At 63.1% G+C, this 20620-nt stretch carries 15 protein-coding genes; 4 read left to right on the top strand and 11 right to left on the bottom strand.

Going from position 1 to position 20620, the window contains the following annotated elements:
• Positions 1 to 17: 17 nt before the first annotated feature.
• The 9 genes from AC2ISB_RS01390 to xdhA all read right to left on the bottom strand — a co-directional run bounded on the left by AC2ISB_RS01390 (position 18) and on the right by xdhA (position 12149).
• Positions 18 to 2300 (bottom strand): OmpA family protein, encoded by a 2283-nt coding sequence (locus AC2ISB_RS01390; protein ID WP_486575688.1) that lies wholly within the window; start codon positions 2298 to 2300, stop codon positions 18 to 20.
• Positions 2301 to 2473: 173 nt separating this feature from the next.
• Entirely contained in the window at positions 2474 to 3559 is a 1086-nt protein-coding gene (locus AC2ISB_RS01395; protein WP_339109064.1) for a BMP family ABC transporter substrate-binding protein, read from the bottom strand.
• 52 nt (positions 3560 to 3611) lie between these two features.
• Complete coding sequence (locus AC2ISB_RS01400; protein WP_486575690.1) at positions 3612 to 4541, bottom strand: ABC transporter permease; 930 nt, start codon at positions 4539 to 4541, stop codon at positions 3612 to 3614.
• Complete coding sequence (locus tag AC2ISB_RS01405) at positions 4538 to 4930, bottom strand: hypothetical protein (protein ID WP_486575692.1); 393 nt, start codon at positions 4928 to 4930, stop codon at positions 4538 to 4540. Before AC2ISB_RS01405 ends, AC2ISB_RS01400 begins: the two co-directional genes overlap by 4 nt.
• On the bottom strand, positions 4927 to 6003 hold the full coding sequence (locus AC2ISB_RS01410; protein WP_406720283.1) for an ABC transporter permease: 1077 nt from the start codon (positions 6001 to 6003) through the stop codon (positions 4927 to 4929). The genes AC2ISB_RS01405 and AC2ISB_RS01410 overlap by 4 nt, the downstream gene beginning before the upstream one ends.
• Positions 6000 to 7541: an ABC transporter ATP-binding protein gene (locus AC2ISB_RS01415; protein WP_486575694.1), complete on the bottom strand. Its 1542-nt coding sequence runs from the start codon at positions 7539 to 7541 to the stop codon at positions 6000 to 6002. Before AC2ISB_RS01415 ends, AC2ISB_RS01410 begins: the two co-directional genes overlap by 4 nt.
• A complete protein-coding gene (gene xdhC, locus AC2ISB_RS01420) occupies positions 7538 to 8467 on the bottom strand; it encodes a xanthine dehydrogenase accessory protein XdhC (protein WP_486575695.1) in 930 nt (309 codons plus the stop codon). The genes AC2ISB_RS01415 and xdhC overlap by 4 nt, the downstream gene beginning before the upstream one ends.
• Positions 8464 to 10752 carry a xanthine dehydrogenase molybdopterin binding subunit gene (gene xdhB, locus AC2ISB_RS01425; RefSeq protein WP_486575697.1) on the bottom strand — a complete coding sequence of 763 codons (2289 nt, stop codon included), beginning with the start codon at positions 10750 to 10752 and terminating at the stop codon, positions 8464 to 8466. Before xdhB ends, xdhC begins: the two co-directional genes overlap by 4 nt.
• A complete protein-coding gene (gene xdhA / locus AC2ISB_RS01430; RefSeq protein ID WP_486575699.1) occupies positions 10749 to 12149 on the bottom strand; it encodes a xanthine dehydrogenase small subunit in 1401 nt (466 codons plus the stop codon). Before xdhA ends, xdhB begins: the two co-directional genes overlap by 4 nt.
• Before the next feature lie 301 nt (positions 12150 to 12450).
• Here xdhA and dnaE point away from each other — a divergent pair, with 301 nt between their 5' ends.
• Positions 12451 to 15963, top strand: a complete 3513-nt coding sequence (gene dnaE, locus AC2ISB_RS01435) for a DNA polymerase III subunit alpha (protein WP_486575701.1) — start codon at positions 12451 to 12453, stop codon at positions 15961 to 15963.
• 99 nt (positions 15964 to 16062) lie between these two features.
• Here dnaE and map read toward each other — a convergent pair whose 3' ends face one another.
• Positions 16063 to 16875, bottom strand: coding sequence for a type I methionyl aminopeptidase (gene map, locus AC2ISB_RS01440; RefSeq protein ID WP_486575703.1), 813 nt, complete (start codon positions 16873 to 16875; stop codon positions 16063 to 16065).
• 118 nt (positions 16876 to 16993) lie between these two features.
• Here map and AC2ISB_RS01445 point away from each other — a divergent pair, with 118 nt between their 5' ends.
• From AC2ISB_RS01445 to AC2ISB_RS01455, 3 genes are read left to right on the top strand one after another with little or no spacing between them, the layout of a single operon-like run.
• Complete coding sequence (locus tag AC2ISB_RS01445; RefSeq protein WP_486575705.1) at positions 16994 to 17722, top strand: competence/damage-inducible protein A; 729 nt, start codon at positions 16994 to 16996, stop codon at positions 17720 to 17722.
• Positions 17719 to 18432, top strand: coding sequence for a GNAT family N-acetyltransferase (locus tag AC2ISB_RS01450; protein WP_486575707.1), 714 nt, complete (start codon positions 17719 to 17721; stop codon positions 18430 to 18432). The genes AC2ISB_RS01445 and AC2ISB_RS01450 overlap by 4 nt, the downstream gene beginning before the upstream one ends.
• On the top strand, positions 18429 to 19376 hold the full coding sequence (locus AC2ISB_RS01455; protein WP_486575709.1) for an OmpA family protein: 948 nt from the start codon (positions 18429 to 18431) through the stop codon (positions 19374 to 19376). The genes AC2ISB_RS01450 and AC2ISB_RS01455 overlap by 4 nt, the downstream gene beginning before the upstream one ends.
• A gap of 302 nt (positions 19377 to 19678) precedes the next feature.
• Here the strand turns inward: AC2ISB_RS01455 and AC2ISB_RS01460 are convergent, their stop codons facing one another.
• Positions 19679 to 20584, bottom strand: a complete 906-nt coding sequence (locus AC2ISB_RS01460; RefSeq protein WP_339109077.1) for a LysR family transcriptional regulator — start codon at positions 20582 to 20584, stop codon at positions 19679 to 19681.
• Between the last annotated feature and the right edge of the window lie 36 nt (positions 20585 to 20620).

Raw genomic sequence — 20620 nt, forward strand, 5'->3', positions numbered from 1 at the left:
TCGGTGCGTGCTCCGGATCAGTTCGCGGCGACACGCAGCAGATCGGTGACGCGACGGATGGTCACGCGGCGGTTCTGTTCAGAGGCACCTTGCGTGTTTTCCTTCAGATATTCCTCGCCATAGCCTTGCACGACAAGGTTCTCCGGCGGGATGTCGAAATATTCCGTCAGTGCCAGAGCCATCGATTCGGCGCGGCGGTCCGACAGGGCCAGATTATAGGCCGCGTTCCCGACCGCATCGGTGTGACCTTCGATCAGGAAGATTTCCTGCGGGTTCTCGCGGATACGGGCCTTGATCGCCTCGCCCAGATCGGAAAGTGCCTGCGCCTGCTCGGGCTGGATCGCGGCGGAGCCTGTCGCGAAGGTCACATTCTCCACCGAAATGGCCGGTGCCAATGCGCGCACCGACGGGATCTGACGGATCTGCGACAGGGTGAACCCACGGTTCACATCGGCATTACGGGCCAAAGCATCGCGCAGGGCGGTCTCGTTGCTGGTGCTGGAGACATCACGGAAATTGGCGCGCGGCAGGTCGGAGACCTGCACAGGTGCGGCTCCGCGCGAATCGTCGATCAGGATGTAGCGCGTGCCGTCCGGCTCGATCCGGCTCCGCTGGACGATGCGGCGCTGGGCATCATAAATGGTGACGATCTGCGCGCCATCGGGACGTTCGGTGATGGTGCGCGTCGAGCCGTCGTCATAATCGCGGGTGCGGATCGTCGAGCCCGGCTGACGCAAGAGCGCGTTGTCATCCTTGATCAGACCATAGCTGCCATCGGGGTTCTGGACCACGACACGGTCGCCGGAATTGACCGCAACCTCGGAGCCATTCTGCAAAATCGCCCCGACGGCCAGCGCCCCAAGCCCTGCAATCGCGACTTTCTCGAAATCCGAGAGACCCGATTTCTTGTCGGCCTCGGGCGATTTCTGGCTCGGTTTGGCATTGACGGCGGTGGCGAAATCCTCGGCAGAGGAACGCGCATTGTCTTTGGTAATGACCTCCTCGGTCATCGGCGCCCCCTCTGCGGAGTTGGCGCGCGGCTTGTCACCTGCGGCGGGCATGTCGGCCTTGTCTGCAAGGGCCTCGTTCTTCACCGGCGCCCCTTCGCTGGCGCGCTGGCGTGCGTCTTCTGTGGCCTGTAGAGCCTCTTCGACACGGCGCGGCTCTTGGGCCTCCTGCCGACTGTCTTTGCCGTCACGGGGGGCGGCTGCCTCAGCATTCGCCCCGGCGGCGCGGGGATCTGCCGGTTGGGCCGCCTGCTTTTCGGCCAGAGCCTTGGACAGCGATTGCGCCTCTGTCTTGCCGCTCTCTTGCTGCGCCGCGTCCTGTTCGGAAGCTGCGGCCTTGCCCTTACGGTCTGCGGCATCGGACGGGGCGTGTTTGGCCTGAGGGGCGTCGCTCTGGTCGCGCGCCTCTCCTGCCTTGGTCTTCGATGCCGTACTGCCATCTCCGGCCTTGGCACCTGCGGGCTTGGCACCTGCGGGCTTGGACTGTTCTGCCGTCGCCGGATCGGCGCTGTCGCCGCCCAGTTTGCGCTTGAGCGCGTCAACCTTACCGCCTTCTGCATCCGCTTTCAGCTCGGGCTTTCCGGCTTGGGTCCCGCTTTTGCCGGTGCCCAGAAGGCCTGCCTCGGGCTGGGCCTTGGGCTCTGCCTGTGATGTGCCGTCTTGTGCCTTGGGGGTGCCTTTCGCGGTATCGGCCTGTTCCGACGTCGCCTTTTTCACCGCGTCCGAGGCCGAAGGCTTCGAGGAGGATTGGGCCGAGGATTGTGGGGCACCGCTTTTGTCCGCGCGCGGTGCGGGCGCGGTGTTCTGGCCTTCATCTTTGGCCTTGGAGGTGGCTCGGGTGCCGAGTTCGGGGCTGGCGTCAGGGGCCGCGCCCTGTGATCCGGTGTCCGGTTTCGGGTCGGATTTCGGGTCAGCGGTGCGGGCCTCCATTTTCTTGCGGGCCGCTTCGGTCTGTGCATCCGCCTGTGCACGCGCTTGCGCGGATTGCGCCGCCTCGCTGCGCTTTTCGGCCTGGGAATTGGGGCTTGCGGCGGTCATGCCTTCGCACAGCTCTGCTGCGGCCTTGGCGGAGACGCCGTTTTTGCTTTGGGTCTCGATACAGGTGGTCGCGCGGGCCTGACTGGGGCCGGTGTCCTCTTTGCCCGAGGACATCTTGCCGCGATCCGTATCGGGGCGGTCTTCGGACTGGGCCTGTTTCGGCACCGCTGGGATGGTTTGCGCGACCGTCAGACTGGGGGCCAAAGTGGCCAGCGCGGCAATGAGGGCGGTCGTGTTACGAAGTTTACTCTTCATCATTCCTCCTGAGCGACCCCCGATAACGGCGGGGTGTCTTTTCAGGTGGATAACCAAGCCGGTCCGATAAATGTTCCTGATCTTATTCGCCGCAGCCGCGAGAACTGCCCGGATCCGGTTGTGAAAAAGGGCACCAGTGGCGGTGCCCTTCCCACATTCCAAGGGGTTAGGTCTTAGCCGGGGATTTCGGCGGAAATCCCCTCGACATAGAAATTCAGCCCGGCCAGCGTTGCATCATCCGCCACTTCGCCCTCGGCGAGCCAGTCCGAACCGTCCTGTTTTTTCAACGGGCCGGTGAAGGGGTGGTAGCTGCCCGAACGGATCGCCTCGATCAGCGCCTCGGCCTCCTGCTTGACTTCGGCGGGCACCGCATCGGTGATTTCACCGATCTTCACCATGCCGCTGTCGATACCGCCCCAAGTGGCATCGGCCTTCCACGACCCTTCCAGAGCGGCCGCAACGCGCCCTTTGTAATAGGGGGCCCAGTTGTCGATGGTCGAGCTGACGCGCGGTTTGGGCGCGAAGTTCGACATATCCGAGGCCTGCCCGAAAGTGATCACATTGCCGGCTTCCTGCGCCTTGGCCTGCGGCGCGGTGGAATCGGTATGCTGCAAGATCACATCGACACCATCGGCGATCAGGGCAGCTGCGGCATCGGCCTCTTTGGCGGGGTCGAACCATGTATAGGCCCAGACCACCGAGATCTGCACATCGGGATTGACCTTCTTGGCGTGGATATAGGCCGCATTGATCCCTTGGATCACTTCAGGGATCGGGAAGGAGCCGATATAGCCGATCTTGTTCGACTTGGTCATGCGCCCTGCGATGGTGCCCTGAATGGCGCGACCCTGATAGAAGCGTGCATCATAGGTGCCGACATTCTCGGCGCGTTTGTAGCCCGTGCAATGCTCGAATTTCACATTCGGGAATTTGGCCGCAACATTGATCACGGAATCCATATAGCCGAAAGAGGTCGCAAAGATCAGCTCATGGCCTTCCAGCGCCAGCGAGGTCAGCGCGCGCTCGGCGTCTGGGCCTTCGGGAACCGATTCAATGAACTTGGTCTGGATCTTGTCGCCATATTCGGCCTCGATCGCCTGACGGCCCTGATCATGCTGGTAGGACCAGCCCATATCGCCCACGGGGCCGACATAGATGAAGCCGATCTTCAGCGGATCGTCCTGTGCGAAAGCCGGTGCGCCGGTGGCGGCAATGCCGGCCATAGCAGCCGAGGAGGCAAGGAAAGTTCTGCGTTTCATGGAAGGTTCCCCTTGGATTGCGGGCATCTTTATGCACCCCGAGACTAGCCCCTCAACGAGAGGCATGGAAGGATTTTCCGAGACTTCCCGGTCCGGCCTGTGCGCCATGCCGGTGGGTCATCGACAAAAGGACGAGCGCCACGATCGTGACGAGATAGGGGGCCATCGACAGCAGATGTACCGGAATGGAATAGCCTGCCGCCTGTAGCTGGAGTTGTAGCGCCGTAATGCCCCCGAAAAGATAAGATCCGATCAACGCGCGTTCGGGGCGCCATGAGGCAAAGACCACGATGGCCAGTGCGATCCAGCCCGCGCCTGCGGTCATGCCCTCGGTCCATTGCGGCACCCGCACGAGGCTGAGATAGGCGCCCCCGATCCCCGCCAGCGCGCCGCCAAAGGCCAGCGCGGCAAAGCGCATCGCGATAACGCGGTAGCCAAGCGCATGGGCGGCGTCATGGTTTTCGCCTACGGCTTTCAGGATCAGCCCCGCGCGGGTGAATTTCAGAAAGGCCCAAGTGGCGGCGCAAAGGGTCAGCGACAGATAGACCACCCAGTCATGTGAAAACAGGATGCGGCCCAGCACCGGCAGATCGCTTAGCGGCCCGAAGTCGATCTTGCCGGTCGCGGGCGGGCGCACGCCTTCGAAGGATTTGCCCAAAAGCGCCGAGAGCCCCAGCCCGAAGAGCGTCAGCGCCAGCCCCGTCGCCACCTGGTTTGACAGGAAGATCTGCGTCAGCAGCCCGAAAAGCAGCGCCATCACCACGCCCGATAACGCCGCCGCCGCAAACCCCGCCACCGGACTTCCCGTGGCCACCGCAGCGGCAAAACCGCCGATGGCCCCCATGATCATCATGCCTTCGACCCCGAGGTTCAGCACGCCCGAGCGTTCCACCACCAACTCGCCCGTGGCCGCCAGCAGGACCGGCGTCGAGGCGGTCATCAGCATGGCGATCAGAGTGACAATATCGATACCGCCGATCATTTGACGACTCCATAGCTTGTGCGGGGGGGCTCGAGGCCGGGAAGTGGCCCCCAGAACAGATAGGCCAGCCCGAGACCGATCACACAGGCCAGCGCGAAAACGACCATATCGGGGCGCGACCTGCGCAGGGACCGCACCGCACGTCTGGCATGGATCGTATCGTCTTCGGGGGGGATCTCGTCATCGGCCCAGTCCTTGGGCAGAACCCTGCGGCGGGCGAATTCCGAGATCCGCCGCGTCAGTTCCCACATCGCCAGAAGCCCGATTGCCAGCGGCACGTAGAGGATGGCGGTGGTGGACCAGATCAGCACGTAATAGCCGCCCAAGCCAGCCAGAAACCCCATCAGGGCCAGAATGGGCCGGTGGAGCGAAGGCAGGCGGCGGCTCATGGGCGCCTCCCGAAGGTGATACGGTAATTCGTCAGCACGTCGAACCCCAGCAGGAAAAACAGCAGCATCCCCTGAAAGACCTGAATGGCCGAGGGTGGCAGTTGCAGCATCTGCTGTGCGACATCGCCGCCGATATAGGTCAGCGCCATCAACAGCCCCGCCAGAAGGATGCCCACCGGATGCAGGCGGCCCAGAAAGGCCACGATGATGGCGGTGAAGCCATAGCCCGCGTTGAAGCTGTCGCTGATCCGTCCCGAGGGGCCAGCCACCTCGAACAGCCCCGCCATACCTGCAAACGCGCCCGACAGGCACAGGCAGAAGATCACCAGCCGTGCCGGCACGACGCCTGCAAAACGCGCCGCCCGCGGGGCCTCGCCTGCCACGCGGATACGAAAGCCCGCGATATGGCGGTGCATCAGGATATAGGTGAAGATCACTGCAATCAGCGCGGCCACCACGCCCCAATGCGCCCCCGTGCCTGCGATCAGCTCGCCATTGAAGGCCGAAGGGTATTGCTGGAGGTTGCGCGATCCGGGCATGCCAAACCCTTCGGGGTTTTTCAGCGGGCCGAACGCCATATAGGCCAGCAGGTTCTCCGCCACATAGACCAGCATCAGCGACACGAGGATCTCGTTGACGCCAAACCAGACCTTCAGCAGTGCGGGGATCAGCCCCCAGACCAGCCCGCCAAGCGCGCCCAGCACGATCATCGCGGGAAACAGCCACGCGGCCTCGGCAGGATAGATATGCAGCGCCAGCCAAGCGCCCGCGATGGCGCCGATGATATACTGCCCCTCGGCCCCGATGTTCCAGATACCGGCGCGGAAGCCCACGGCGAGCCCTGCGGCGATCAGGATCAGGGGGGCGGCTTTCACCAGAAGCTGGCTTCGGTAGTAAAAAGCGTTCTGGCCAAGGATCGGGTCCCAGAAAATCGCCTTGATCGCATCAAACGGGTCCTTGCCCAGCAGGGCAAAGAGCAGCCCTCCCGCCAGAATGGTGGCAAGGACCGCAAGGAGCGGCGTGGACCACGCCCAGTGGCGCGAAGGCGTCGGGCGGCGCACCAGAGTGATCATGCGTCTGCCTCCGCTACCCTATCTGGCGCGGCATCACCCATTCCATGCGCGCCGCCCAGCATCAGGCCGATTTCCTCGATGCTCAGCCCTTTGGTCGGGCGCGGCGGCGACAGAGAGCCCGCGTTCAGCGCGGCAAAATGGTCGGAAACTTCCATCAACTCGTCCAGATCCTGAGAAATCACGATGACCGCGCCGCCCTTGGCCGCCACATCCAGCAGCGCCTGCCGGATCGAGGCCGCGGCCAGCGCATCCACCCCCCAAGTGGGCTGGTTGACCACCAGAACGACAGGCTCTTGCAGCACCTCGCGCCCGACCACGAATTTCTGCAGGTTGCCGCCAGAGAGCGCACGCGCGGCCACATGCGGCCCCGGAGTGCGCACATCAAACGCGGTGATGATCTCTTCGGCAAAGGCGCGGGCGGCGGCCATGTCGACCATGCCCCCCTTGGCCAAGGGCCGCCGGATGGTGCCGGTCAGCAGGGTGTTTTCGGTCAGGCTCATGGCGGGGACGGCGGCATGGCCCAGCCGTTCCTCGGGGGCGGTCAAGAGGCCATAGGCGCGGCGCTCGTTGGGACCAAGCCCCGAGACATCGCGCCCCGCCAGCACCACGCTGCCCGCAGCCGAGGGGCGCTCGCCCGCTAAGGTCGCCAGCAGTTCCTCCTGCCCGTTGCCCGCCACACCGCCGATGCCCAGAACCTCGCCCGCGCGCAGCCGCAGGGCCACATCCTTCAGCGACACCCCGAATTGTGACTGCGGCGGCAGGCTGAGGCGCTGCACCTCAAGCACCACATCGCCCAGCGTCCGGCCCTCGCGGTCGGTCACCTTCAGCTCGGCGCCCACCATCATCTCGGCCAGTTCGCGGGCGGATTTCTCGCGCGGGATCGCATCGCCCACCACTTTGCCGCCGCGCAGGATGGTCGCACGGTCGCAAAGCGAACGGATCTCCTCCAGCTTGTGGCTGATATACAGGATCGCCGTGCCCTCGGCAGCCAGTTGGCGCAGGGTGCGGAACAGGATCTCGACCTCCTGCGGGGTCAGCACCGAGGTCGGCTCGTCCATGATCAGAAGCTTGGGGTCCTGCAGCAGACAGCGCACGATCTCCACGCGCTGGCGTTCGCCTGCCGAAAGATCGGCCACAAGGCGGGCAGGGTCCAGGGGCAACCCGTATTGGGTGGAAATCTCGCGGATACGGCGGGCGAGCTGGCGCATGTGGGGCGGGTTCTCCATCCCCAAGGCCACGTTTTCCGCCACATTCAGCGCATCGAACAGCGAGAAATGCTGGAACACCATCGCCACGCCGCTCGCGCGTGCGGCCCGAGGCTCGGGGGGCGCATAGGCCTGCCCGCGGAAGGTCATCCGGCCCGCGTCAGGCTTCACCAGCCCGTAGATCATCTTGACCAGCGTCGATTTGCCCGCGCCATTCTCGCCCAGAAGCGCATGGATCTCGCCCTGACCGATCTCGAAGCCGACATCGCTATTGGCGATCACGCCCGGATAGGCCTTGGTCAGGCCCTCAAGTTTCAATAGGGGATCGCTCATGCTTCTCTTGCGTCCTGACTGTCGGGTTTTGACCGGATGGTCGTCTTTTCTTTCAATACTCCGGCGGCCACCCCTATCGCAATGGCCTGCGGGTGTTTGCCAAGGCTCGGGTCACCGATGGGGCATTGTATTTGCCCGATTTTCTCTGGGCTGTGGCCCAAATCCCGCAGGCGGTTGCGGAACCGAGCCCATTTGGTCTCGGACCCGATCAGCCCCAGATGGCCGAAGCCATGGGTCAGAAGACGGTGGCACAACTCCAGATCCAGCGCATGGGAATAGGTCAGCACATAGTGATGCGCATGGGGCGGCGCGAGGGGCACCAGATCGGCGGGGTTTGAGGCGATCAGCGGCGTGACACCCTGCGGCAGCACCTCGGGAAAGCGCGCCGCATCGGTATCGGCCAGATGGATCGCGTAGTCGGGGAAGGGCGCAAGGATCGTGGTAATCGCACGCCCCACATGGCCCGCGCCCCAGATCCATAGCGGCAAGGCCGGAGGCGCCACGGGTTCCACCAGCCAGCCGTCGATCAGAAGCTGTGGCAGCTGTCCACGGTCGCGGTAACGCGCCAGCGCGCGATGGACCGACAGCGGCATCTCGGCAGGCCCGTCCAAGGGGCGGGCATGAAGCGCCCCGAACTCCCGCGCCATATCCTGCGGGGTGATCGCCTCATAGGCCAAGGTCACCGCACCGCCGCAGCATTGGTTCATAGCAGGCCCAAGCGGGATGGTCTGGCGGCCCGTCCGGCCTGCGCGGGCCTCCTGGATGGCGCTATATTCCAGCGCGCCACCGCCAATGGTGCCTTGGATGCGGTCTGCAAAGACCAGCATCTCGGCGCCTGTCTCGCGCGGGGTGGATCCCTTGACCCCTGCCACAAGGACGCGGGTGAAGGGGGCTGAGTGACGCAGGCGTGCGGGGTCAAAGCTCATGCCGTGCCCTCGGCCCGTGCGATGGCCTCTAAAATGGCCTCGGGGGTTGCAGGCGCGCGCAAGGCAGGCCAGTTCGGACCACAGGCGGCCACCGCATTTTGCAGCGCGAAGAACACCGCATTGCCATGGACAAAGGGCGGCTCGCCCACAGCTTTGGAGCGGTAGATGGTTTCCTTCCGGTTGGGCTGGTCCCAGAGATCCACGTTGAAAATCCGCGGTCTGTCCGAGCAGGCGGGGATCTTGTAGGTCGAGGGCGCATGGGTGCGCAAAGCACCTTTGTCATCCCAAACCAGTTCCTCGGTCGTCAGCCAGCCCGCGCCTTGCACGAAACCGCCCTCGACCTGACCTTGGTCAATCGCGGGGTTCAGCGAGGCCCCCGCATCATGCAGGATATCGGCCCGCAGGATGCGGTTCTCGCCGGTGTGACGGTCGATCACCACCTCGGCAATCGAGACGCCATAGGCGAAGTAATAGAAGGGGTGGCCCGTGCCCGTTGTCCGGTCCCAGGAGATTTCGGGGGTGGCGTAATAGCCCGTCGAGGACAGGCTGATCCGCGCCTCATAGGCGGCGGTGATCACTTCGGCAAAGGTGCCGCGATAGGTGCCTGCGGTGATAAAGCCGTCCTCAAAACGCACCGCATCTGGCGGGCAGCCTTCGCGCTGGGCCAGAAAGCCCGCAATCCGGTCGCGGATCGTGTCACAGGCCGCTTTCACCGCCATGCCGTTCAGATCGGCCCCCGAGCTTGCCGCCGTGGCCGAAGTATTGGGCACCTTATCGGTATCGGTGGCCGAAATGCGGATCTGGCTAAGCGGCAGACCGAAGACCTTGGCCGCCACCTGACAGACCTTGATATGCAGACCCTGACCCATCTCGGTGCCGCCATGGTTTAGCCGCACCGTGCCATCCTGATAGACATGCACCAAAGCGCCCGCCTGATTGAGATGGCTGAGTGTGAAAGAAATCCCGAATTTCACAGGCGCCAGCGCGATACCCTTTTTCAGCACCGGATTGGCGGCGTTCCAATCGGCCACTGCCTTCTGGCGGGCGGTGAAATCGGCGCGGGCGGTCAGACTGTCGGTCAGCGCCTGCAGGATGCTATCCTCAACGGGCTGGCCGTAATGGGTGGGGGCGGGGGGCTCGCCCATCTCGGGGTAGTAATTGCGCCGCCGTAATTCCAGCGGGTCAAGGCCCATCACCTGTGCCAGATGCTCGATGGCGGCTTCAGTGCCCAGAATGCCCTGCGGGCCGCCAAAGCCGCGATAGGCCGTGTTCGATTGGGTATTGGTGCGCAGGCGCAGGCTTTCGACGCGCAGCGCGGGGATGTGATAGGCGGCATCGGCATGCAGCATGGCGCGGTCGCAGACCGGCAGCGACAGATCCATCGACCAGCCGCAGCGGGCGAACTGGCGCAAGATCGCGCCGGTAATGCGGCCATCGGCATCCGCTCCGATCTGGTAGTCCACGCGGAAGTCATGGCGCTTGCCGGTGATGGTCATATCGTCATCGCGGTCATAGCGCATCTTGCAGGCGCGCCCCGTAACATGGGCGGCCACGGCGCAGGCGATGGCGGGCTGGTTGCTTTGGCTTTCCTTGCCGCCGAACCCGCCGCCCATGCGCCGCATCTCTATGCGTACGTCATGCATATGCAGGCCTAGGGCCTCGGCCACCTTATGCTGCACCTCGGTCGGGTGCTGGCTCGAGACGCGCAGGATCATCCCCTGATCCTGCGGCTCGGCCATGGCGGCTTGGCCTTCGAGGTAGAAATGCTCCTGACCGCCGATCTCGATACTTCCATGGGCGGTGAAAGCCGCCTGTGCCAAAGCCTCGGTCGGGTCGGTGTTTTCCCAGATGATCGGCCCGCCCTCATACCAGCTTTCACGGGCGATGGCTTGGTCGATGGTCAGGATCGGCGTACGGGGCGCATAGGTGATGCGGGCGCGGCGGGCGGCGATACGCGCGAGACGGTGCGAGGTGGCGACGACGATGAAGACGGGCTGGCCTAGGTAATGGACCTCACCCTCGGCCAGAAGCGGCTCGTGCCAGCCGCGGTTGGTGGAGGCGTCATTCTCGCCCGGAATATCGGCGGCGGTGAGGACCGTGATCACGCCCTCGCTGGCGAGGACTTCGGTGAGGTCGATCTCGGTGATCTCGGCGCTGGCCTCGGTTGAAAGACCGAAGGCCAGATGCAGGCAGCCTTTGGGTTCGGGCAGGTCATCGAGATAGCGTGCCTGTCCGGTTACATGCAGGCGGGCGGAGTCATGGGGCAGCGGTTTGGCGACGCTCATGGCTGGACCTCCAGAATAGAGCTGTGCTGGCCCGTGAGATCGGCCAGATAGCGCAGCGCCAGCCCTTCGGCGGCTTTCAGGCGGTAATGGGCCGAGGCGCGCATGTCCGATAACGGTTGGAAGTCGAGGCCAAGCGCGGGGAGCGCCGCGCGGAAGGTCTCATCCGACAGGGGCTTGCCGGTCAAGAGCGCCTCGAAGCCGCTGGCGCGTTTGGGGGTGCCTGCCATGCCGCCGAAAGCCACGCGGGCTGACGTGATGGTGGTGCCGTCAAGGGTCAGATTGAAGGCGGCGCAGACGGCGGAGATATCCTGATCGAAGCGTTTCGACAGCTTATAGGCGCGGAACTGCGGGGCGGATTTCGGGAAGGTGAGGCTTTCGACGAATTCGCCCGCGCGGCGGTCCTGTTTGCCGTAATCGAGGAAGAAGTCCTCAAGCGGCATCTCGCGGCGGCTGTCGCCTTGGCGCAGGGTGAGTGTGGCGCCAAGGGCGATGAGAGCGGGGGGCGTGTCGCCGATGGGCGAGCCATTGGCGATATTGCCGCCCAAGGTGGCCGCCTGACGCACCTGCTCCGAGGCGAAGCGGCGCAGGAGCTCGGCGAAACTGGGCAGATGCGGAGCGACCGCGCGGCGCAGGGCGGCGATTGTGGTGGCCGCACCCACGGTGAGATGGGTGTCGGTTTCCTTGATCTGCGCGAGGTCTTCGCATTGGCCGAGGAAGGCCACGAGGGGCAGGTCTTGCAGTTTCTTGGTGACCCAGAGCCCGACATCGGTGGCTCCGCCGATCAGCGTGGCCTGCGGGTGGGCGAGATACCAATCGGCCAGATCTTTGGTGGAGCGGGGGAGGAAGGGAGGCTGTCTGCCTCCCTCTGGTCCTGCGGACCATTCACCCTCCGAGGATATTTCCGGCAGCTGGAGGGGGCTGTCCATCCAGTCGGGTTTCGGGCTGTGGCTGGCGGCTTTGGCTGCGCGGATGATCGGGGCATAGCCCGTGCAGCGGCAGAGGTTGCCCGCGAGAAGGTCGTCGTGGTCGGTCTGGTCGTTCTGGTGGGCGCAGGCCAGCGAGGCGATGATGCCCGGGGTGCAGAAGCCGCATTGGCTGCCGTGATGGGTGATCATGCTGTCCTGCACCGGGTGGCACTGGCCTTTTGGGCCGCTGATGCCTTCGACCGTGCGCAGGGCGCGGCCATGAAGCTGCGGCATCATCAGGATACAGGCGTTGAGCGGTCTGGAGCCTGCGGCATCGGTGAGGATGACCGTGCAGGCGCCGCAATCGCCTTCGTTGCAGCCTTCTTTTGTTCCGGTGAGGCCTTCGGCGCGCAGCCAGTCGAGGACCGATTGCGTCGGGTCGCTTAGGGCAACGCGGCGGGTTTCTCCGTTGAGAAGAAACGTAATTTCCATGAGAAGACTTTCGCCACGGTACAGCTGTGAAGTGCGACCCCGCCCGATGTGGCGTAGAACGGAGGCGCGGTTCTGCCTGGCAGAACCCCAAGCCCAGAAAAGCGTATCGGGTGGAGATGATGCAAGGCTGAACCGGAATCTGGCGGCGGGGCGGCGGGTAACGTGCCTGTAAATTGTGCGGCCTGTATGAAAAGCGGTCAATCGGAAAAAGCGGAGCTTGTGATGTGGCGGGAGGAAATTTGACAGGCTGTTCGTGCGATCAGGCTTTTCGCGGGTGGTTTGCGCGCGTAGATTGGCGGGTATGACAGAGCCTCGATTCATTCACCTGCGCGTCCATACCGAATATTCGCTGCTTGAGGGGGCTGTGCCCGTCAAGAAGCTGATCAAGATGTGTGACGCGGCCAATATGCCCGCCGTTGCCGTCACCGACACCAATGCGATGTTTTCCGCTTTGGAGTTTTCGGTCAATTCGAAGGGGGCGGGATTGCAGCCTATTCTGGGCTGTCAGGTGTCTGTGGCCTATGATCCGGCGCGACCGGGTGAAAAGATCCGGCTGCCGGCGCCAGTGGTGCTTCTGGCCCAGAACGAGACGGGTTACGAGAACCTGATGGAGCTGTCGACCTGCCTCTATGTGGGCAAGAATGGCGATCTGGTGCAGGTCACCACCGAGCAGCTTGCGGCGCATTCCGAGGGGATCATCTGTCTGAGCGGCGGGGCGCAGGGGCCTGTGGGCAAGTTCTTGCAGAATGGCCAGCCGGATCGGGCGCGGGCGCTGATGGAGCGTCTGGCCGCGATTTATCCCGACCGTCTCTATGTCGAATTGCAGCGTCATCCGGGCGAGGATGGGCGCAATACCGAAGCCGAACGTCTGACCGAGCGCGGCTTTGTCGAAATGGCCTATGAGATGGGTCTGCCGCTGGTGGCCACCAATGATGTCTATTTTCCCAAGGCCGAGATGTATGAGGCGCATGATGCGCTGATCTGCATTGCGGAGGGGGCCTATGTCGACCAGATCGAGCCGCGCCGCCGTTTGACGCCCCAGCATTATTTCAAATCCGAAGCCGAGATGGTGGCGCTGTTTTCCGATCTGCCGGAGGCTTTGGAGAATACCGTCGAGATCGCGCGGCGCTGTGCTTATGGGGCCTCGAAGATTGACCCGATCCTGCCCAAATTCGCCGATGACGAGGTCGAGGAATTGCGCCGTCAGGCGTGGGAAGGCCTGCGCAACCGGCTTGAGGTGATCGAGGCGGCGGCCCCTGTCGAGGACTATGAGGCGCGGCTGAAATTCGAGCTTGGGATCATCGAACAGATGGGATTTCCGGGCTACTTCCTGATTGTGGCCGACTTTATCAAATGGGCGAAGGCGCATGATATTCCGGTGGGGCCGGGGCGGGGGTCGGGGGCAGGTTCGCTTGTGGCCTATGCGCTGACCATTACCGACCTTGATCCCTTGCGCTATTCGCTGCTGTTCGAACGCTTCCTGAACCCCGAGCGGGTCTCGATGCCGGACTTCGATATCGACTTCTGCATGGATCGCCGCGAAGAGGTGATCAAATATGTGCAGCAGAAATACGGGCGCGAGAAGGTGGGCCAGATCATCACCTTCGGTGCGCTTCTGTCGAAGGCCGCCGTGCGCGATGTGGGGCGGGTGTTGCAGATGTCCTTCGGGCAGGTGGACCGGCTTTCCAAGATGATCCCCGTCGAGGGGGTGAAGCCCGTGTCGATCGAGAAGGCGCTGGCCGATGAGCCGCGTCTGCGCGAGGCGGCAAAGAACGAAGAGGTCGTTGCACGGCTGTTGAAATATGCCCAGCAGGTGGAAGGATTGCTGCGCAATGCCTCGACCCACGCGGCAGGGGTGGTGATTGGCGACCGTCCGCTGGACCATCTGGTGCCGCTCTATCAGGATCCGCGATCCGATATGCCGGCGACCCAGTTCAATATGAAATGGGTTGAAAGCGCGGGTCTGGTGAAATTCGACTTTCTGGGTCTGAAGACACTGACCGTTGTGCAATCGGCGATGAACCTGATCTTCAAATCGGGCCGCCCTTTGCATGTGGATGCGCATGGCAACCAGCTTTATGAACCGGCGGCGGGGGGCGAGAACCAGATCAACCTTATTCCGCTGGATGATCAGAAGACCTATGATCTTTACTCCAGCGCGCATACGGTTGCGGTGTTTCAGGTGGAATCCGAGGGGATGAAATCGGCGCTGCGCCAGATGAAACCCACCTGTATCGAGGATATCGTGGCGCTGGTGGCTTTGTATCGCCCGGGCCCGATGGAGAATATCCCCACCTATTGCGATGTGAAACACGGGCGCAAGCCTTTGGAATCCGTGCATAAGACCATCGACCATATTCTGGCCGAGACCCAAGGCATCATCGTCTATCAGGAACAGGTGATGCAGATCGCGCAGGAGATGGCGGGCTATACGCTGGGCGGCGCCGACCTTCTGCGCCGCGCGATGGGTAAGAAGATCAAGGAGGCGATGGATGCCGAGCGCCCCAAATTTGAATCGGGCGCGGCGAAGAACGGGGTCGACAAGAAGAAGGCCTCGGAGGTCTTCGACCTTCTGGAGAAATTCGCCAATTACGGCTTCAACAAATCCCACGCCGCCGCCTATGCGGTGGTCAGCTATTACACCGCTTGGCTGAAGGCCAATCACCCTGTCGAGTTCATGGGAGGGGTGATGAATTGCGATATCCATCTGACCGAGAAGCTTGCGATCTATGCGCAAGAGGTCAAGAAGGGCTTGGGTGCCGAGATCGTGCCGCCCTGTGTGAACCGCTCTTTGGCGACCTTTGATGTGGTGGATCAGAAGCTGGTCTATGCTTTGGGCGCGCTGAAGAATGTGGGTGTCGAGGCGATGGAGATGATCGTCAGGGCGCGTCAGGTGGACGGGAAGGATAAGCCCTTCCGTGATCTCTTTGATTTCGCCCGCCGTGTCGATCTGAAGCGGGTTGGCAAGCGGCCCTTGGAGATGCTGGCGCGGGCGGGGGCCTTTGACCAGTTGGACCCGAACCGCAAGCGGGTGTTCCAGTCGCTGGACAGTCTGGTGGCATGGTCGGGGGCGGTGATCGAGGCGAAGAATTCGGCGCAGGTGTCCTTGTTTGGCGATGCGGGCGATGATCTGCCGCCGCCGCGCATGGCCGATACCGACGATTGGTTGCCGGGCGAGAAACTGGCCGAGGAGCATAAGGCCATCGGCTTCTATCTCTCGGGTCATCCGCTGGAAGATTATATGCCCGCGCTCAAGCGCAAGAAGGTGATGACGCTGGACGAGATCCACGCCAAGGCGCTTAACGGCCCCTTTGCGGCCAAGATCGCGGGCGAGGTGGCCTCGGTGCGCGAGAAGAAATCCGCGAAGGGCAACCGCTTTGCCTTTGTCGCGCTGTCGGATGCGTCGGGGCCCTATGAGGTGGCCTTCTGGTCCGAGGCGCTGGAGGCGTCGCGTGCGGTGCTGGAGACGGGGCGGCTGTTGGTGCTGAACGTCAAGGTCGAGGTGGATGGCGAGTCGGTGCGGATGGTCGCCGGTTCGGCCAGCCCCGTGGATACGATGGTCGCCGATGCCGGTGGCACGGGGCTGATGATTCACGTGGAAACACCGGAAGCCGTGCCGTCGATTGCGTCGCTTTTGGGGCGGCTGGAGGAAGAGGGCAAGGTGCGCTCGCGCGGGCCGATCAGTTTCACGGTGTTCGATGCCGAAAAGAACTGTCGCTATGAATTGGCGACGGGGCGTGATTTTCCGGTGAACCCGCAGATCAAAGGGGCGATCCGGTCCCTGCGCGGGGTGTCGATGGTGGAAGAAATCTGAGGCGGGGCCGATTTTAACGGGGCCATCGAGACCCCGTCAAAATCGGTCAGGCCGCGCGCGGCCTTCCGGGCGCGTTATACCCCCCGTTTAGCCCCCCGTTCAGCCCCATGTCGGGTGGAAGCGGTTCTTGGCGCTGAGGGTGAAGATCTCGCAGCCATCTGCCGTGACGCCCACGCAATGTTCGAATTGCGCCGAGAGCGATTTGTCGCGGGTGACGGCGGTCCAGTCATCGGCCAGCACCTTGGTGTCGGGGCGGCCCAGATTGACCATCGGCTCGATCGTGAAGATCATGCCTTCTTCCAGCACCGCGCCTGCGCCCGCGCGGCCATAGTGCAGCACATTTGGCGGGGCGTGGAAGACGCGGCCCACACCGTGGCCGCAGAAGTCGCGCACGACGCTCATGCGGTTGCCTTCGACATATTTCTGGATCGCATGGCCGATATCGCCGAAGGTATTGCCGGGTTTGACCTGATCGATGCCGATCATCAGCGCGTCATAGGTGACCTGAATCAGGCGCTCGGCCTTGCGGGTCAGATTGCCCGCCACATACATGCGCGAGCTGTCGCCGAACCAGCCATCCTTGATGACGGTGATGTCGATGTTCAGGATGTCGCCATCCTTGATCACCTTATCGCCCGGAATGCCGTGGCAGACCACATGGTTGACCGAGATGCAGGAGGCATGCTGGTAGCCGCGATAGCCGATGGTGGCCGAGGTGGTGCCAAGCTCTTCGACCCGTTTGCGGATGAAGGTTTCCAGATCCATCGTGGTGATGCCGGGGCGGACATGGTCTGCCACCTCGTCGAGGATCTGCGAGGTCACGGCACAGGCGGCTCGGATGCCGTCGAAGTCCTCTTCGGTATTATAGATGCGGATCCCGTCTTTCGTCACGCGGCCTTGGGCTTCATCCACCGGCTTTCTCCTTCAATCACTTGATCCCTAGTTAATCACAAAAGAGGGCAATGACTAGGGCTTGGGCTTTCCGCCCCTCGCAACCCGGCCTATACCTATGTGCAAAGGAGATAAACCCATGTCCAATCCTACTGCCGCGATCCTGATCATTGGTGACGAAATCCTGTCGGGGCGCACCCGCGAGGGCAATGCCTATTATCTTGCGGGCGAGCTGACCAAGGCGGGGATCGACCTGAAGGAGGTGCGGATTGTTGCGGATGATCAGGACCAGATCGTCAGCGCGATCCATGCGCTGTCAGCGGCCTATGACACGCTGTTTACCTCGGGCGGGATCGGGCCGACCCATGATGACATCACCGCCGATGCTGTAGGGGCGGCCTTTGGCGCGAAAGTGGATGTGCGCGAGGATGCCAAGGCGCTGCTGGCGGCGCATTATGCCGCACGCGGGGCCGAGTTCACGCCCGCGCGGATGCGGATGGCGCGCATCCCCGAAGGGGCCACGCTGATCGACAACCCTGTCTCTGTCGCGCCCGGATTTACCATGGGCAATGTGCATGTGATGGCAGGCGTGCCCAATGTGTTTCAGGCGATGGTGGCAAGCGTGCTGCCGACGCTTACGGGCGGTGCGCCGGTTCTGTCGCGCAGCCTGCGGGTGCCGCGCCCCGAATCCGAGATTGCCGAGCCGCTGCGCGATCTGGCCCAGACCTATGAGGATCTGTCCTTCGGGTCCTACCCCTTTGTAACTGATGGGAATTACGGCGTGAACCTTGTGGTGCGCGGGCAGGAAGAGGCGCGGCTCGAGGCGGCATTCGCGGCACTCAAAGCCGCTTTTCCCGAGGGCCAATGATGTCGGATGCCGATTTCTATGAGGTGATCGACCGCACGTGGCCTGCGGCATCCTTCCGGCAGGTGGGGGGCTTTACACTGCGCGAGGGGCAGGGCGGGGGCAGCCGCGTGGGGTCTGCCTCTTTGGATGTGGCTTTGCCCGAGGCGGATATCGAGGCAGCCATCGCCGGTCATCGCGCCTTGGGCCAGCCGGTGAAATTCCAGATCCGTGGCGGCCAAGAGGATCTGGATCAGGCTCTGGCCGCACGCGGGTTTCAGGTGTTCGACCCGACCGTGGTGTTTTGCGCGCCCTGTTCGGCCTTTGACAGCCCGCCTGCGCTTTCGGCCTTTAGCCATTGGCCGCCTCTGGCCATCACCCGCGAGATCTTCGAAGAAGACGGCATAAATGCTGCCCGTCAGGCGGTGATGGCCCGTGCGCAGGGCCCTGCCTGCGTAATTTTGGGCCGCGATGGTGACCGCGCGGCGGGGGCAGCTTTTGTTGCCTGCGCGGGGAGCGATGCGATGATCCATGCGGTCAACACGCGCCCTGCTTTCCGGCGCCGCGGGGTTGCGCGCCATATCATGGGCGAAGCCGCCCGCTGGGCCACCACCCAAGGGGCGTCGCATCTGTGGCTTGTTGTGCGGGCCTCGAACGAAGGGGCCATTGCGCTTTATACCCGCTTGGGTATGACAGAACAGGGCCGTTATCATTACCGTTTGGACGTTTCATGACCCTTCTGCGCTTTGCCCTTGTTCTTGGCTGTGTCTTTGGTGGCTCGGTGGCGGTTGCTTCGCCGCTCCAGCTCGATCTGCCCGAGGATGCCTCGATCAGCGCTTCTGACAGTAATCCCGCCACCGACTACAGCCTGCTGACCGGCCCGTGGACGGTCAAGTCGCGCGCGCCTTCCCGCGCGCTCGAGGGCACGCGGATCGATACGGCATGGCGTCTGCGTGGCAATCAGCAGACCACCTTGCAAATTCTGGCTCCGCTACGGGCGCAGATCGAGGATGCGGGCTACACGGTGCTGTATGATTGTGCCACGGATGCCTGCGGCGGGTTCGATTTCCGGTATCAGCTGGATCTCCTGCCCGAGCCGGGTATGCATATCGATCTGGGTGATTTCCTGTATCTGGCCGCCCGTAAGGGGCCGGAATATCTGGCATTGACGGTGAGCCGTTCCTCCAATTCCGGTTTTGTGAACCTGACCACGCTAAGCGCGGGCATTGTGGATGCCGCCCGCCCCGATAACCCGTTGCAGATCACCACTGGGGCCAGCACCGGCGCCGAAAAGCGTCCTATCGGAACGTTGTTGCAAACCGAGGGGCACGGCATTCTGGGCGGGCTCGATTTCGATAGCGGCTCGGACAAGCTGAAGCCGGGCAGCTATGACAGTCTTGCGGCGCTGGCCGATTATCTGGCCTCCGCACCCGATGCGACAATCGCTCTGGTGGGGCATACCGATATGGAAGGCGCGCTGGAGGGCAATATCGACCTGTCCAAACGCCGTGCCGCAGCCGTTCGGGCGCGTCTGATCAGTGATTACGGTATCGCCCCCGAACGGATCGACGCCCAAGGCGCAGGCTGGCTGGCACCGATCACCACCAACCTGACGGAAGAGGGACGGCGCGCCAACCGTCGGGTGGAGGTCGTGCTGACCTCGACCCATCTCGACTAGGTTCCAGACCTATGGATATGGTCCGTAGAGCTCCGGATCTGATTGATCCGGAGCTCTACATCCTGACGAACGCGTTCTGCCCGACCGAGGCGCAGAGCCACGTCGAGGCCGCCCCGACGGATCGACAGCCGCCTGATCCGCGCCCTTGTCAGGCCGCGCGACAGGTGGCGGGGCAGGGCGGCAGGCATGTCCGGTTGGAAAACGATGCAGCGGATGGTGTGCCGGAGCACCTCCACGGCATGCGCAAAACCCACCTCCGCGTCCAGCCCGAGGTGGATCTGCTGTGTCAGATGCTCTGGCGCTTACCAGTTGTCGGGGCCGCGATCCTGAAAGGTGTCGACCAGAAAATCCATGAATGCCCGCACTTTGGGCTGCGTATAGCGACCCGGAGGGTAGATCGCATAGATCCCCAGCGGGTCATCCGGCAGATCGGGGAGCGCCTCTTCGACCAGCCCTTTTTTCAAGGCGTCGGCACATAGGAAGGAGGGAAGATAGGCGATGCCCAGACCGCTGATGGCCGCTTGCAGCAATGACTGCCCGTCATTCACGGTCAGCCAGCCCGCCGAACGCACCTGACGGCGCTCGCCCGAAGGGGCGGTGATCTTCCAGACATTTCCGGTGGACTGGTTGGAATAATGCAGAAGTTTGTGATTGTTGAGATCGTCGATCTTCAACGGGCGGCCGTATTTCTGGAAATAACCGGGGGCGGCGATGATTTTCTGCCCGGTTTCCGTCAGCTTGCGCGCCCGCAGGCTGCTGTCTTCCATCTCGCCCAGCCGGATGGCCATATCGAACCCCTCCGAGATCAGTTCGACATAGCGGTTGTTCAGCACCATATTTACGGTGATATCCGGATAGGCACTCAGAAAATTGCCCAGCACCGGCGAGAGCAGATGCACACCGAAATCGGTGGCGACTGAAATCCGCAGCGTGCCCGAAGGCGCAGTCTGCATCGAGGTCACCAGAGCATCGGCTTCGCCCGCATCATTCAGAACCCGTCGCGCGCGGTCGTAATAGGCCATGCCGATCTCGGTGGGCGAGACGCGGCGCGTGGTGCGGTTGAGAAGCCGTGCGCCCAGACGGGTCTCCAAGGCGGATACATGTTTGGACACGGCAGATTTGGAAATCCCCATCTTCTTGGCGGCATCGGTAAAGCCACCTTGGTCCACCACCGTGGCAAAGGCTTCCATTTCTGTCAGACGGTCCATTTGCAGCAACCCTTGAGTCATTTCGTCCTGCAAAAG

Source organism: Thioclava sp. NS-SX20, from assembly GCF_057380695.1.